Origin of the sequence: Buttiauxella sp. BIGb0552, from assembly GCF_004366275.1 — a bacterium.
In the GTDB taxonomy this organism is placed as follows: domain Bacteria; phylum Pseudomonadota; class Gammaproteobacteria; order Enterobacterales; family Enterobacteriaceae; genus Buttiauxella; species Buttiauxella gaviniae.
This window is the reverse complement of the sequence record NZ_SODY01000006.1, coordinates 251,123-265,733: the sequence shown is the minus strand read 5'-3', so window position 1 is coordinate 265,733 and position 14,611 is coordinate 251,123. Positions and strand designations below refer to the sequence as shown.

General features: G+C 52.4%; 14 protein-coding genes. 11 read left to right on the top strand and 3 right to left on the bottom strand.

Features of this window, described 5'->3' with window-relative positions:
- The first annotated feature begins 69 nt into the window (after positions 1 to 69).
- The 7 genes from EDF88_RS18360 to EDF88_RS18330 all read left to right on the top strand — a co-directional run bounded on the left by EDF88_RS18360 (position 70) and on the right by EDF88_RS18330 (position 8,072).
- Positions 70 to 2,037: a protease modulator HflK gene (locus EDF88_RS18360; RefSeq protein WP_064515765.1), complete on the top strand. Its 1,968-nt coding sequence runs from the start codon at positions 70 to 72 to the stop codon at positions 2,035 to 2,037.
- On the top strand, positions 2,034 to 3,017 hold the full coding sequence (locus EDF88_RS18355; protein WP_134186286.1) for a protease modulator HflC: 984 nt from the start codon (positions 2,034 to 2,036) through the stop codon (positions 3,015 to 3,017). Before EDF88_RS18360 ends, EDF88_RS18355 begins: the two co-directional genes overlap by 4 nt.
- Positions 3,010 to 4,062, top strand: a complete 1,053-nt coding sequence (locus EDF88_RS18350) for an SPFH domain-containing protein (protein WP_134186284.1) — start codon at positions 3,010 to 3,012, stop codon at positions 4,060 to 4,062. The genes EDF88_RS18355 and EDF88_RS18350 overlap by 8 nt, the downstream gene beginning before the upstream one ends.
- Positions 4,059 to 5,957 (top strand): cation-translocating P-type ATPase, encoded by a 1,899-nt coding sequence (locus EDF88_RS18345; RefSeq protein WP_134186282.1) that lies wholly within the window; start codon positions 4,059 to 4,061, stop codon positions 5,955 to 5,957. The genes EDF88_RS18350 and EDF88_RS18345 overlap by 4 nt, the downstream gene beginning before the upstream one ends.
- Before the next feature lie 64 nt (positions 5,958 to 6,021).
- Positions 6,022 to 6,288: a type II toxin-antitoxin system ParD family antitoxin gene (locus EDF88_RS18340; protein WP_064515754.1), complete on the top strand. Its 267-nt coding sequence runs from the start codon at positions 6,022 to 6,024 to the stop codon at positions 6,286 to 6,288.
- Positions 6,275 to 6,571 carry a type II toxin-antitoxin system RelE/ParE family toxin gene (locus EDF88_RS18335; protein ID WP_064515751.1) on the top strand — a complete coding sequence of 99 codons (297 nt, stop codon included), beginning with the start codon at positions 6,275 to 6,277 and terminating at the stop codon, positions 6,569 to 6,571. The genes EDF88_RS18340 and EDF88_RS18335 overlap by 14 nt, the downstream gene beginning before the upstream one ends.
- Before the next feature lie 163 nt (positions 6,572 to 6,734).
- Positions 6,735 to 8,072, top strand: coding sequence for a hemolysin family protein (locus EDF88_RS18330; RefSeq protein WP_064515749.1), 1,338 nt, complete (start codon positions 6,735 to 6,737; stop codon positions 8,070 to 8,072).
- A 185-nt stretch (positions 8,073 to 8,257) separates the two neighbouring features.
- On the opposite strand, the gene EDF88_RS18325 is transcribed toward EDF88_RS18330, so the two are convergent.
- Positions 8,258 to 8,464, bottom strand: coding sequence for a DUF1107 domain-containing protein (locus EDF88_RS18325; RefSeq protein ID WP_064515746.1), 207 nt, complete (start codon positions 8,462 to 8,464; stop codon positions 8,258 to 8,260).
- A gap of 323 nt (positions 8,465 to 8,787) precedes the next feature.
- On the opposite strand from EDF88_RS18325, the gene EDF88_RS18320 reads away from it, so the two are divergent.
- The gene (locus tag EDF88_RS18320; protein WP_064515743.1) at positions 8,788 to 9,345 is read left to right on the top strand and encodes a YtfJ family protein; all 558 of its coding nucleotides are present in this window, start codon (positions 8,788 to 8,790) and stop codon (positions 9,343 to 9,345) included.
- A 4-nt stretch (positions 9,346 to 9,349) separates the two neighbouring features.
- Here EDF88_RS18320 and cysQ read toward each other — a convergent pair whose 3' ends face one another.
- A complete protein-coding gene (gene cysQ, locus EDF88_RS18315; RefSeq protein WP_064515740.1) occupies positions 9,350 to 10,090 on the bottom strand; it encodes a 3'(2'),5'-bisphosphate nucleotidase CysQ in 741 nt (246 codons plus the stop codon).
- 188 nt (positions 10,091 to 10,278) lie between these two features.
- On the opposite strand from cysQ, the gene EDF88_RS18310 reads away from it, so the two are divergent.
- The gene (locus tag EDF88_RS18310; RefSeq protein ID WP_134186280.1) at positions 10,279 to 12,210 is read left to right on the top strand and encodes a bifunctional 2',3'-cyclic-nucleotide 2'-phosphodiesterase/3'-nucleotidase; all 1,932 of its coding nucleotides are present in this window, start codon (positions 10,279 to 10,281) and stop codon (positions 12,208 to 12,210) included.
- 42 nt (positions 12,211 to 12,252) lie between these two features.
- Here the strand turns inward: EDF88_RS18310 and EDF88_RS18305 are convergent, their stop codons facing one another.
- Positions 12,253 to 12,642: a helix-turn-helix domain-containing protein gene (locus EDF88_RS18305; protein ID WP_064515735.1), complete on the bottom strand. Its 390-nt coding sequence runs from the start codon at positions 12,640 to 12,642 to the stop codon at positions 12,253 to 12,255.
- Positions 12,643 to 12,733: 91 nt separating this feature from the next.
- Here EDF88_RS18305 and EDF88_RS18300 point away from each other — a divergent pair, with 91 nt between their 5' ends.
- On the top strand, positions 12,734 to 13,582 hold the full coding sequence (locus EDF88_RS18300) for an SDR family oxidoreductase (protein WP_134186278.1): 849 nt from the start codon (positions 12,734 to 12,736) through the stop codon (positions 13,580 to 13,582).
- A gap of 160 nt (positions 13,583 to 13,742) precedes the next feature.
- Positions 13,743 to 14,570: an AraC family transcriptional regulator gene (locus EDF88_RS18295; RefSeq protein ID WP_134186276.1), complete on the top strand. Its 828-nt coding sequence runs from the start codon at positions 13,743 to 13,745 to the stop codon at positions 14,568 to 14,570.
- Positions 14,571 to 14,611: the final 41 nt, after the last annotated feature.

Genomic DNA, 14,611 nt, shown 5'->3' with positions numbered 1-14,611 from the left:
GTTTCGTTTACGGGTAAATGAGGGCTGTGATATGTTATATGGTAACATTTAAACTCCAATAACGACTCCATGCAGCCCTCCCAATTTTCTGAACCAACGGACTCTTCACCGTTAACTTCTCAGGCTCGTGACTCTTTAGCGTCATCGCAGGCGAAGCTGACTGCAAGATTAGTCTTCGGATTAAGCGCGCTAATTTTTTTGATGATTGTGGTGGCGCTGATTGTCAGCATTATCGAGTCATCTTCACGCTGGACGGCCTTATTAAGCAGCCAGGCCGCCGTGCTCACCTTGCTAGCTACCGCTATCTACAATGCACAGCGAATTTGCCAATGGCGGGCAGAAAAGTTCTCACCAGTGCTTCAATCCGAAACGGCTCCTACTGAAACAGAACCTCCACCGACAATTTATCAACGGCTTGGCGCACTCATTCCCATCAACTTTGAACGCATCAATGCGTTACTTAAGAGTGATGGTGTCTGGCTGGCCTCGATGGCGGCACTCGTGTTATTCGTCACACAGGCAGGCTGGGGAACCAATTATGTCTCGCTGGATGAAGACAACCTGCGCTGGGTGGCGGTCGGTACTATTGCATTGGCGATGTTTGTCACACTGGTTGCGGAGCGCCATCTGGCAGCTACATCAAACGAAGCCTGGCCGGAAGCTAAATTCATTGCGCCGATATTACGCCTGACTCTCGCGGTGCAATTGCTCTCTTTGCCCGCACTGATATTCCCAACAACAAATCTCTCATTGTTGGTCAATCTGCCTGCGATCCTTGTGTTGTTGGTAGCGATTGAGTTTCTGCTGCGCGGCCTGTTCTCACTATTCACACCACCAGGTGAAGAAGGCTGCGAACCCAAGTTCCTTGCTCAAAGCCAATTGGCAGCACAACTCGTCTGGCCGCCACGCCCGCTACTTTTTTTACAACGCGAGTTGCACCACCACTTTGGAATTGATTTACGCCAGCTATGGGCATTCACGGTATTGCGGCGGGCATTTTTACCAGTGCTGGCAGTCATGCTGTTTTGCGGCTGGCTGTTGACCGGGATGCAGCAAGTTTCCCCAACCCAACGCGGTATTTATGAACGCTTTGGCAAACCGGTTGCCGTGGTGCCATCGGGCCTGCATTACGGGCTGCCATGGCCTTTTGGCCAGGTGATACTGGCGGAAAATGGCCAGGTCCATGAGTTAGCTGCTGGAGAAGAAGCCGATACACCTGCGGAGCCGCTGGCGAATGCCGAAGGGAATGCTCCGCAAAGCGCCGATCGCCTGTGGGATGCAATTCATAGCTTTGATAAAGCGCAGATTATTGCCAGCCAGAGCGGTAACCAGCAAGGTCTGCAAATTATTAATAGCGATGTCCGTTTTATGTGGCGCGTTGGCTTAACCGATAACGCAGCACTGGCGGCAACCTATAACAGCGTGAATTTGCCAGAATTGATTCGTAGCACTGCAAACCAGGTAATGGTGCATCAGTTTTCCTCGCTGACTCTTGAGCAAGTTTTAGGGGAACAGCGCATCGAGTTAGCAAGCCAGATTAAGCAGGCAGTGCAGCAAAAACTCGATGGCCTGGATAGTGGTGTAGAACTGCTCTCGACCGTCGTCGAAGCTATCCACCCTCCAGCAGGGGCTGCTGATGCCTTCCACGGCGTACAAGCCGCGCAAATTTCAGCTCAAGCGCTGGTTTCACGCGAACGTGGGCATGCGGCAGAGCTGGCCGCCAGCGCACAAACTACGGCTACCGCGCGCCAGAACCAGGCACAGATGAATGCTACCGATGTGACCAGTAAAGCGCAGTCAACGGCTGTGCGTTTTGCCGCACAGAAACAAGCAGTGGCGAAATCCGGCCAGGTGTTTGTCGATGAATTATGGTTTAGCCAGTTGCACCAGACTTTAGGCAAAAGTCCGTTGTTAATTATCGACCACCGTATTGGCGCAACCTCGCAGCCCACTATCGACCTGCGCGAGTTTCCCTCGTTAAGCCAGGCAGCACGCAACGATGCACCTTCCAAACCGACACAGGAGTCTTCCCGTTGAGCCATTCACATCATCATGGTTGCAGTAACGGTTGCCACCACAGCCACCATTCTGACGCTCCTGTAACTAAAGCCTGGAAGCGCATTGCTGGCGCAAGTGCGCTGGTGCTCATTCTTGCCGCCGCCGCAAGCCTTGTGCAGGTTCGCTCTGGTGAATCGCTGATTATTACTCGGTTCGGTAATCCGGTACGCGTACTGCTCAATCCAGGTCTTGCGTGGCGCCTGCCCGCACCTTTTGAAATGTCGACCGCCGTAGATCTACGCCTGCGAACGACTTCGAGCGGATTGCAGGATGTGGGTACGCGGGACGGGTTGCGCATCATTGTGCAGTCATATGCGGTCTGGCAGGTTGATAATACCCCTGAGCATGTGCAGCGCTTTATGCGCGCGGTACAAAACCAGCCCGATGAAGCAGCACGGCAAATTCGTGCTTATCTCGGCTCGGCACTCGAAACTACCGCAAGTGGCTTTACGCTCTCTCAACTGGTCAATACCGACAGCAAACAAGTGCAGTTAGACCAGTTTGAATCGCATCTGCAGGCGCAAATCAGCCAGCCATTATTGGAAAGCTACGGTATCCGGTTGGTGCAGGTTGGAACCGAACGCCTGACCCTGCCCGCGGTAACGCTTAACGCCACAGTCGATCGAATGCGTGCCGAGCGCGAAACCATTGCGACTGAACGCACCGCTGAAGGCAAACGCGCCGCGGCTGAAATTCGCTCGGCGGCAGAGCGTGATGCCCGCATTGTGGAGGCGACAGCCCAGGTTCAGGCTGCCGATATCGAAGCGCAATCTCAGGCGCAAGCCGCCGAAATTTATGGCAAGGCGTACGCCAGTTCACCTCAGCTATACAGCCTGTTACGCCAGCTTGATGCGCTCAGCGGCGTAATTAATTCCAGCACCCGTCTGGTGTTACGCACTGATGCCGCACCGTTCCGCCTGCTGGTAGAAGGGCCAAAGCTGGATACAACTCATGAATGAGCATCAAAAAAATAAACCTGCGGGCCCGTGGACACAGTCGATACGCCTCGCATTTTACGCACTGTATGCACTGACACTGCTGGCAGCAGCGTCGTGGTTGTTTTCAAATATTCGCCAGATACCCGCAGACAGCCGTGCCGTGGTGCTTCACTTCGGCGCGCAGCAGCGAATTGCCGAACCGGGTTTATTGCTCACCTGGCCGAAGCCGATTAACGATGTGGTGATGGTTCCGGCACCTGACCGCGTGATTGAACACCACGTTACGGCGCTATTACGCTCGAATGATGCGCTGCATGCAGATGCTCGTGGCGATAACAGCAGCGATGCACTGGCGGGTTCCGGGTATCTGCTTACTGGTGACTCAGGCGTGGTGCAGCTGGATATCAGCGTGTTTTACCGTGTCGTCACGCCAATGGCGTATGTATTGCAGGGCGAACATGTGATTCCGGCTCTCGACCGGCTGGTTGAGCGTGCTGCCGTGGCGGTATGCGCCGCGCGCGATCTGGATACTATTCTTGTCGCCCGCCCGGAAATGGTCAGCGGCGATTTAAATGTCGCCCAGCAACGCGAACGCCTGCGTGCTGATGTTCAGCACAACGTCGAGCAAAGTTTGCAGCGCCTGGCACAATCAGGCAGTGACCTGGGGATTACGCTTGAGCGGGTTACTGTGCAATCCACCTTGCCGGAAACCACAGTCACCGCATTCAATGCGGTATTAACTGCCAGCCAGCAAGCGTCACAGGCAATAGCCACCGCCAATACCGACGCATCTTTAATTCGCCAGAAATCCACTCAGCTTGCCGACCAGACGCGCCAGACCGCTCAGGCGCAGGCCCGCGAACGAGTGGCGAAAGCTCAGTCCGACACGGCAATGGTGAATCGCCTGGCTAACAGCCCGCACGACCCTGACTTGTTAGCGCGAGTTTACCGCGAACGCATTGCGGCAATTCTGGCACAAGCTGAATCCGTCATTACCGTCTCTCCAAAAGATGATGCGAATTTGATCCTGCAAGCGGCCGGGCAAAAGGAACCTTCTAAACCATGAGTACCCACACTGTTAACCCCGGCGGCGCACTGAGCCATCAGGAACAACGGCAGATTACCCGGCAGTTGATCCTAGCGCTGGTTGCCAGCGGCACGTTAATTCTTGGTTTGCTGTGGCGCTGGCTGGCACCCGAACAAGTCGCGGTGGCCGATATCTTACTGGGTGCTGCATCGCTGATGGTCGGCATTCCGGTATTGCGCCACGCCTTTTACAGCCTGCGTTACCCGAGCTTGCATGGTATTACCGACCAACTGGTTGCGCTGGCGCTAATTGGCTCGTGGGCAATTGGGGATTTGCTCACTGCCGCATTGCTGCCGCTGATTATGATCGTCGGCCATATCCTTGAAGAGCGCAGTATGATTGGTTCGCAAGAAGCGATTGAAGCGCTCAGTAAATTGACCCACAGCCGGGCGCGACGCTTTGATGCAGACGGTAATCTCCATGAAATTGACAACCATGAACTGGTGGCTGGTGACATCGTCGAAGTGCGCGCAGGCGACCGGTTACCTGCTGACGGGCGCGTGCTGGAAGGAACGGCAAGCCTGGATACCGCACCGATCACGGGTGAATCCGTACCGCTGGAAGTGAAACCGGGCATGAACGTTTACGGTGGCGCAATCAATCTTGATGGGCGGTTGCGAATTGAAGTGACGCACATCGGCGAAACCTCAACACTCGGTCGCGTAGTGGCATTAATGCAAAGTGCCGAGCAAGCCAGCCCACCGATTACTCGCCTGCTTGAACGTCACGCGGCGCGTTATCTTCTGCTGGTTTTATTGATTGCCGCGAGCACCTGGTTTTTGACGCAAAACGACCAGGCCATGTTGGCGGTATTAGTAGCGGCCTGCCCATGTGCGTTGGTGCTTTCCGCGCCTGCAACATCTATTGCCGGGCTAACCGTTGCTGCTCGCCACGGTATTTTGATTCGCGGTGCGGCCTTCCTCGAAGAATTAGCCGAACTGAATGCGGTGATTATTGATAAAACCGGCACGCTCACACACGGCAAGCTGCAACTTCATGAGCTGATTCCTGAAGCGGGAGAATCGCCGGAAGTTCTGTCTGCACTGGCAGCAAGTCTTGGGGCCACCAGTAACCACCCGGTCAGCCGTGCGCTGGTCAATATCGCCCCGCAAAGTATGTGGCCTGCACTTGAAAATGTGCATGAACACCAGGGGTTGGGTATTTCTGCCACTACAGCGGCGGGCGAGGCTTATCTCGGCCGACATGAGCTGTTAAAAACTCAGGTTGCTGATTTACCGGAAGAACCGCCACACGACGGGCCGATTGTCGGCCTGGTGCTGGCAGGGCGTTTCCGTGGCTGGATTTTACTGGCCGATAGCTTACGCGACGAAGCGGCCAGTGCAATGGCGGAGCTGCGTGATCTTGGGCTAAACCATCAACTATTATTGACCGGCGACCGCGAAGCCGTGGCACAACGCATCGCGAAGAACGTGGGGATTAACGACGTTATAGCTGGGGCATTACCTGCTGACAAACTCCACCACGTCAGTGTGCAAATCGACAATGGCTTCAGGCCAATGGTAGTCGGCGATGGGATCAACGATTCCCTGGCAATTAAAGCGGGTGTGGTTGGCGTTGCGATGGGTGCAGGTGGCTCTGATATCGCCATGGCATCAGCCGATATCGTGTTGATTGGCGGTGACTTGCGCCGCCTCGGCACATGCGTGCGTTTAAGCCGCCTGTGCCGTCGCACTTTACAGATGAACGTGCTGATTGGGCTGGGTTGGACGCTAGTGATTGTCGTCGCCGCCGCTTTCGGTTGGCTGGGTGCATCAGGTGCGGTGATCGCTGCGATACTGCATAACCTAAGCACCCTGCTGGTACTGGGAAATGCGGGAAGGATATTAAGGTTTGAAGAAAAGTTGAGCGGGTGATGGAAATAAGGCCCAGCAAAATTTATACTATTTGTAAGAACAAGTCTTACATAGGGAAATTTTGATGGCTCGAACAGTAACGGTCGATCTCGGTGACGAACTGCGTGACTTTATTGATTCATTAGTCGATTCAGGAGATTACCGAACACAAAGTGAAGTGTTGCGAGATGCTTTACGGCTGCTGAGGGAAAAACAGGCAGAATCCAAATTACAGCAGTTACGCGACCTGCTGGCTGAAGGCATCAGCAGCGGAGTCCCACAAATCTGGGAACAAGATACTTTTCTAAAACGGATGAAAGAAAAGGCGAAATCAAAGGATGAGAACAGTTGAACTGACACCGAAAGCGCAAGAGGATCTTGAATCTATCTGGTTATATAGCTTTGAACGCTATGGAGAAGCAAAAGCTGATTATTACATCACGCGGTTTTCAGATATTTTCAGTGTTCTTTCAGCGCACAACCTGGGCACATTACGACCCGAATTAGGTGACGGTATCTGTTCGCTGCCAGTTGAGCAGCACGTCATTTTCTTTCTCTACGCCAGGACCAGTATTACGGTCATTCGTATACTCAGCCATGCGCAGGATGCGACCCGGCATCTTTCCTGGTATTAGTGATTAGCAGCCCAAATTATGCCCTCTGGCAGCCTCACACACCCTTACGCTATACTACCCGTTGAAATTGCTGGCCCAACCTCCACGGACTGGCAGTCAAAACGTTTTAACCCTTAGATTTTCAACTACCCTTCCGAGGCTCTGGCTCAAAGCCGGATAAACTATGTTAAACAGTATTTTATTAATACTTCTTCTTATTTCCGTCAGTGCATTCTTCTCGATTTCGGAGATCTCACTGGCTGCTTCCCGCAAAATTAAACTCAAGTTGCTGGCTGATGATGGCAACCTTAACGCGCAACGCGTACTGAAAATGCAGGAAAGTCCTGGCATGTTCTTTACCGTGGTGCAGATTGGCCTGAACGCGGTGGCGATTCTCGGCGGTATCGTCGGTGATGCGGCGTTTTCCCCAGCCTTTAAAGTACTTCTGGAGCGTTTCTTCTCGCCAGAAATGGCTGACCAACTGAGCTTTATCACCTCCTTTACCCTGGTCACCAGCTTGTTCATTCTGTTTGCAGACCTCACTCCGAAACGCATCGGTATGATTTCGCCTGAATCTGTTGCATTGCGAATCATCAACCCGATGCGCTTCTGTCTGTTTATCTTCCGCCCGCTGGTGTGGTTCTTTAACGGCCTGGCAAACGTCATTTTCCGCATTTTCAAACTGCCGATGGTGCGTAATGACGACATCACCTCTGATGATGTTTACGCCGTGTTCGAAGCCGGAGCGTTGGCTGGCGTGTTGCGCAAGCAAGAACATGAGCTGATTGAAAACGTATTTGAGCTTGAATCGCGCACCGTGCCTTCTTCCATGACGTCGCGTGAAAACGTCATCTGGTTTGATTTGCATGAAGATGAGCAAAGCCTGAAAAACAAAATCGCCGAACACCCACACTCCAAATTCCTGGTGTGTAATGGTGATATCGACCATATCGTCGGCTACGTTGATTCCAAAGAGTTGCTGAACCGTGTGCTGGGCAACCAGAGCATGGCGCTCAACAGCGGTGTGCATCTGCGTAATACGCTGATTGTGCCGGATACGCTGACGCTATCCGAAGCGCTGGAAAGCTTTAAAACGGCCGGAGAAGACTTTGCGGTGATCATGAACGAGTACGCGCTGGTGGTAGGTATCATCACGCTGAACGACGTCATGACCACGCTGATGGGTGACCTGGTCGGCCAGGGTATGGAAGAGCAAATCGTAGCGCGTGACGAGAACTCGTGGCTGGTTGAAGGCGGTACGCCGATTGACGATGTCATGCGCGTGCTGGATATCGACGAGTTCCCACAGTCCGGAAACTACGAAACCATCGGTGGCTTTATGATGTTTATGCTGCGAAAAATCCCGAAACGCACCGATTCGGTGAAGTTCTCCGGGTATAAGTTCGAGGTAGTGGATATCGATAACTACCGCATCGACCAGTTGCTGGTGACGCGTATCGACAATAAGCCGACACCGTTGACGCCAAAACTGCCTGATGCAGACGATCAGAACGCAGCGTAATTCTCAAAACTCAGAAACACTAACGGCACCCTCGGGTGCCGTTTTTGGTACTTCTATTTAATATCCTAAATAATTCGAGTTGCAGAAAGGCGGCGAAGCCCACGAATTTCCAGGAGCATAATCCTTTATGTGACTGGAGTAAGGGGGCAAGCCAACGCATCTGCGGCTTGAAGTATGACGGATATTTATGCCATGTCAGCCTGCATTCGCAGTACCTGGCGGTTTACTTCAGACATAACAGATAGATGCTGCTTATCTTTCACTTTTGGGATAAGAATCTTGCCCTTATCAAATTCAAAAGCGCCAACGTCCTTGATGTACAACCGTCCACGGAACAGGATTTTCACGTACTTCGCCACCTGAAGCGGGTTGTACCGTTGGAAAATTTTCATTCTTTTTTTCTCCTGCAGTGTTAACACCCCTGCGGTTCCACATTTGGTCCGACAAAACGAGGCGAAAAATTTGGTGCCTGGAAACTATAGTCCATATACAAACCGACACCTAGTTTGCACAATCTTATTTACGGTTTGATTACAATTTCTCAGAATATTCTTTGCAAATGTAAACAAAACTTAGTCTAAGCCTTCAAATTCCAGGGATATGTGCGGTCGCCCGCAAACTGGCATCGTTGTTGCGGGACAGATAGCTATTCAGCACATATGATTAAAACGTCATAATAAGTGGTCCGATCACCTGCATATAATAAGGAGTCATCATGTCCCTACGTACTACCCTTGCGCTGACCTTGCTGTTGTTACCCCTTGCGGCATCGGCCCATACTTTTGAGAAAAATCAGCGTGTCTCACCTATCGGTATTACGGATAAAGGTGAGTTGATGCTCGACAATGATAAGTTTAGCTACAAAAACTGGAATAGTGCGCAATTGGTGGGAAAAGTGCGAGTGCTCCAGCATATTGCCGGCCGTACCAGCGCCAAAGAGAAAAATGCCGGGCTGATTGAGGCAATCAAAGCGGCAAAATTCCCACATGACCGCTACCAGACGACCACTATCGTAAATACCGATGACGCGATTGTGGGCACCGGAATGTTTGTGCGCAGCAGCCTTGAGAGCAATAAAACCCAATACCCATGGTCGCAATTTATCGTCGATAGTAATGGCGTGGCGCAGAAATCCTGGCAGCTGGAGACGGGCAGTTCGGCAATTGTGGTGCTGGATAAACAAGGTCGCGTGCAGTTTGCCAAAGATGGGCCGTTGACGCAGGAAGAGGTGCAGCAGGTGATCAGCCTGCTGCGAGAACTGTTGAGTAAATAGTTGCTTAGTAAATAGAAACGCGGAAGCCTGGGTTTAAGAATGACTCGCGCGGGGTGTAGTCGAGAGACTTGCCCTGCCAGTCATGAACGTGTGCTCCTGCCGCGGCCGCCACGGCATGGCCTGCTGCGGTGTCCCAAATGTTAGTTGGTCCAAAACGCGGATAAAGCTGCGCCTGCCCTTCTGCCACCAGGCAAAACTTAAGCGATGAGCCAATAGATGTGGTCTGGTGCTCGCCCAGTTGGTGCAGGTACTCTTTCAGCTCATCATCGCCATGCGAGCGGCTTATTACCACCAGCGGCGGACGGGCATCACGTACGTGGATCTGGTTACGTACGCCATTTTCTTCTTTCCAGGCTTTGCCTTCTGCTGCGCTGTACATCACGTTCAGCACTGGCGCATACACTACGCCCAGCACCGCTTTGCCTTTTTCGATAAGCGCGATGTTGACCGTGAATTCCCCGTTACGTTTGAGGAACTCTTTGGTGCCATCCAGCGGGTCCACCAGCCAGTAACGATCCCAGCTCTGACGGGTTTCCCAGGTCTGCGGATCTTCTTCTGAGAGTACCGGAATCTCCGGCGTCAATGTTTGTAGCCCTTGCAGTATGATGGTGTGAGCCGCGATGTCTGCTGCTGTTACGGGTGAGTCATCGGATTTGTGGGTCGCCTCCAGCGGCTTTTGCCCATCATAAACCTGCATGATGGCAACTCCAGCCTCCCGAGCCAGTTGGCAAATTTTATCTAACATTCTCCACCTCATGTTGTGTCGTGCGATTAACCTGTTGTTTTACTTATATCTCATCACGCCTGGTTGCGCTATCTGTGAACCCATTCCGGTTTACTTCGCCCTTTTTCTGGCACACTTCACACAATTGTAAGCAACAACGTTTATATACATAGCCTTTTGCGGCCTATCTCTAAAAAGGACCTTTAATCATGATCAAGTTTAGCGCAACGATGCTCGCCATGCTGGTTGCTACCAGTGCTCATGCGGCAACCGTTGACCTCCGTATCCTGGAAACCAGCGATCTCCACAGCAATATGATGGATTTCGATTACTACAAAGATACTCCAACGGAAAAATTTGGACTGGTACGTACGGCAAGTTTAATCAATGCCGCACGTGGCGAAACGGTAAACAGCGTGCTGGTCGACAACGGAGACCTGATTCAGGGCAGCCCGCTGGGCGACTACATGGCGGCGAAGGGTCTGAAAAAAGGCGACATCCACCCGGTTTATAAGGCGCTGAATACGCTGGATTATGCGGTGGGTAACCTCGGCAACCACGAATTTAACTATGGCCTTGATTACCTACATATGGCGCTATCGGGGGCGAAATTCCCCTATGTGAATGCCAACATTATTGATGCCAAAACTAATAAGCCGCTGTTCACGCCTTACGTCATCAAAGAAACGGTAGTGAAAGATAAAGACGGTAAAGAGCAGACGTTACGCATCGGCTATATCGGTTTTGTGCCGCCACAAATTATGACGTGGGATAAAACCAATCTGGAAGGCAAAGTGACGGTGAAAGATATCACCGAAACCGCTCGCCAGTACGTGCCTGAGATGCGCAAGCTTGGGGCAGATTTAGTGGTCGTTATCGCCCACTCCGGCCTGTCCAGTGACCCTTATCATGCGATGGCGGAAAACTCGGTTTACTACCTCAGCGAAGTTCCAGGCGTGGATGCCATTTTGTTTGGCCACGCTCACGCAGTCTTCCCAGGCAAAGACTTCGCCAATATCAAAGGTGTCGATCTTGAGAAAGGCACGCTGAACGGGATTCCGGCGGTGATGCCTGGTATGTGGGGCGACCATTTGGGTGTGGTCGATTTAGTGCTCAACAACGATAGCGGCGCATGGAAAGTCACCAGTAGCAAAGCTGAAGCACGTCCGATTTACGACAGCGTAGCGAAGAAAGCGCTGGTGCCTGAAGATGCCAAACTGGTGGAAGTGATGAAGCATGATCACGATGCCACTCGCGAGTTCGTCAGCAAGCCAATCGGTAAATCTTCCGACAATATGTACAGCTACCTGGCGTTGGTTCAGGACGATCCAACCGTGCAGGTGGTGAATAACGCGCAGCTCGCCTATGTTGAAAAATACATTCAGGGCGACCCGGACCTCGCGAATCTGCCGGTACTTTCCGCAGCAGCACCGTTTAAAGTTGGCGGGCGTAAGAATGATCCGGCCAGTTTTGTCGAAGTGGAAAAAGGCCAGCTTACCTTCCGTAATGCCGCAGATTTGTATCTCTACCCGAACACACTGGTGGTGGTGAAAGCTACGGGCAAAGAGGTCAAGGAATGGCTGGAATGTTCCGCCGGGCAGTTTAACCAGATTGATGTGAACAGCACGAAACCCCAGTCGCTGATCAACTGGGACGGTTTCCGCACCTATAACTTTGATGTTATCGACGGCGTGGATTACCAGATTGATGTGTCACAACCGGCACGTTACGACGGCGAATGCCAGATGGTTAACCCGAAAGCCGAGCGTATCAAAGGGCTGACGTTCAAGGGCAAGCCAATCGACCCGAACGCGACGTTCCTGGTCGCAACCAATAACTACCGTGCCTACGGCGGCAAGTTTGCCGGAACTGGCGACAGCCATATTGCGTTTGCATCGCCAGACGAAAACCGCTCGGTGCTGGCGAACTGGATTACCGCAAGCAAAGAGATCCACCCGGCCGCTGATAACAACTGGCGCCTGGCGCCGATTCACAGCAGTCAGAAATTAGATATTCGCTTTGAAACGTCACCGGGCGACAAAGCGGCGGCCTTTATCAAAGAGAAAGGCCAGTATCCGATGAAGAATGTGGGTAATGACGAGATTGGGTTTGCGATTTATCAGCTGGATTTAAGTAAGTAAACGTAGGGTGGATAAGCGTAAGCGACATCCACCCGCTTAGTGTTAGCGTTCCGAACGGGACGCTAACACTCTTGGCAAATTCCCTTCGATCCAATCGGCAAGTTCAGCCACTTTCACGGCCACTTCACAACCCAGTGGCGTCAGGCTGTATTCCACATGCGGCGGCACAACCGGATACGATTTACGATTTACAAAACCGTCGGCCTCAAGCCATTGCAGCGTTTGCGCGAGCATCTTTTCACTCACACCACTCATCTTGCGGCGCAGGTCGCTGAAACGATGAGTCCCATCCTGCAAGGCCACCAGAATCAACACGCCCCAGCGGCTGGTGACGTGCTTTAACACATCTCGTGACGGGCACTGCTCGGCAAATAAATTGCCATCGCGCATTTGCTCGGTTAATGACTGCGGGCGGGTTTCAATCTCACTCATTTCATACTTACCTTTTTGTGCGTACTTACTTTAAGTTAGTGCTGGTGATAGTGTGGCACAACTTAACCAGAACACCCACAGGAGATTTACCATGATCGCGATTACCGGAGTTTCCGGCCAACTTGGCCAACTCGTTGTTGAAGAATTACTGAATACCGTTGCGGCTGACCAACTGGTTGCCATCGTGCGTAACCCGGCAAAAATTAAATCATTTGCTGACCGTGGCGTTCAGGTTCGTGCTGCCAGCTATGAAGATAAAGCGGCTTTGGTGCAAGCACTGAATGGCGTGGAAAAACTGCTGCTTATCTCTTCAAGCGAAGTGGGCCAGCGCGCGGTTCAGCATCGCAATGTGATTGATGCGGCTAAAGAAGCGGGCGTGAAGCTGATTGCCTACACCAGCCTGTTGCATGCTGATTCCTCGCCACTGGGCCTGGCAGATGAACATATCGCCACCGAAGAAATGCTAAAACAATCCGGCATTCCATTTGTGCTGCTGCGCAACGGCTGGTACACCGAAAACTATCTGGCTAGCGTACCGCCCGCTCTGCAACACGGTGTGTTTATTGGCAGCACCGGCGAAGGAAAAATCGCGACGGCTGCACGTGCTGATTACGCCGCTGCCGCTGCGAAAGTCATGACACTGGATAACCAGGCGGGCAAAGTTTACGAATTAGCGGGCGACCACGGCTGGACCCTGGCTGAATTGACCGCAGAGCTAACGAAGCAAAGTGGTAAAACCGTGGTGTATCAGAACCTGCCAGAAGCTGATTTTAAAGCAGCGCTGCTGGGAGCTGGCCTGCCAGAAGGGTTAGCTGCAATGCTGGCAAACTCTGACGTTGGCGCATCCAAAGGTGGTTTGTTTGATGACAGCCACCAGCTAAGCGCCCTGATTGGCCGCCCAACCACTCCGCTTGCAGAGAGCATGCGCGCCGCGCTGTAAATGTTAACTTTCCGTTAAAGCTGAAGATCCTATATCCTTAATAATTCGAGTTGCAGGAAGGCGGCAAGAGAGTGAGTCCCGATGAGCTTACTGTAGTAAGTGATTCGGGCGAGCAAACGTAGCCAACGCATCTGCAACTTGAAGTATGAAGGAGATTGACGTGCAAGGCGTACCTGAACAATTCACTGATGAAAAAGACAACGCTCAATTCCGGCATTTACCGCAACTGCCCGGCGTTGAGCTTTATCACGCCCATATTTCGCGTTACGCCTTTGAACCGCACACTCACGAAGCCTTTGGTATCGGCACGGTCACCTGGGGCGCTGAGCGCTTTCGTTATCGTGGTGTTCAGCATGTCGCCGTCACAGATTCGTTAGTGTTGATGAACCCTGATGAACTGCATACTGGCGAAGCAGCAACCGAAGACGGCTGGCAGTACCGCATGATTTACCTCGAACCGGAAATTCTTGAGTCGGTTACCGGCTCACGCAACTGGTCGTTTAATGATGTGGTCAAACACGACCCGCTGCGTGCAGGGCGCATTTCACAACTGATCAATGGGCTATGGCGCGAAGATGACTCACTGGCGCAGCAAGGGCTGTTGCTCAATCTCATCGAAAATTTCCAGCCATACGCTCGTCACTTACCATCCGGGCCGAAAGAATCGGCGCACCGCTTCGAGCAAATTCGCGATTATCTGCACGATAATTATATGCACCCGGTAACCCTCGACGATCTCGCCGCGGTGGTTTCGCTTAGCCCTTATCACTTTCAACGCATGTTCAAAGCGCACTTCCACGTCACCCCCCATCAGATGCTAATGGCGATCCGTCTTTGGCACGCTAAGCGATTACTGACGAATGGTATGCCGGCTGCTCAAGTTGCCGCAGCCAGTGGCTTAACCGATCAGGCGCACCTAACACGCGCCTTTTCACAACGTTATGGCATCACGCCCGTGCGCTACCAGAAACAGGTCGCCCTGCCTTAAAATAGTAAAACCGCAAGCTGATACAATATTTTCCCCTGCGC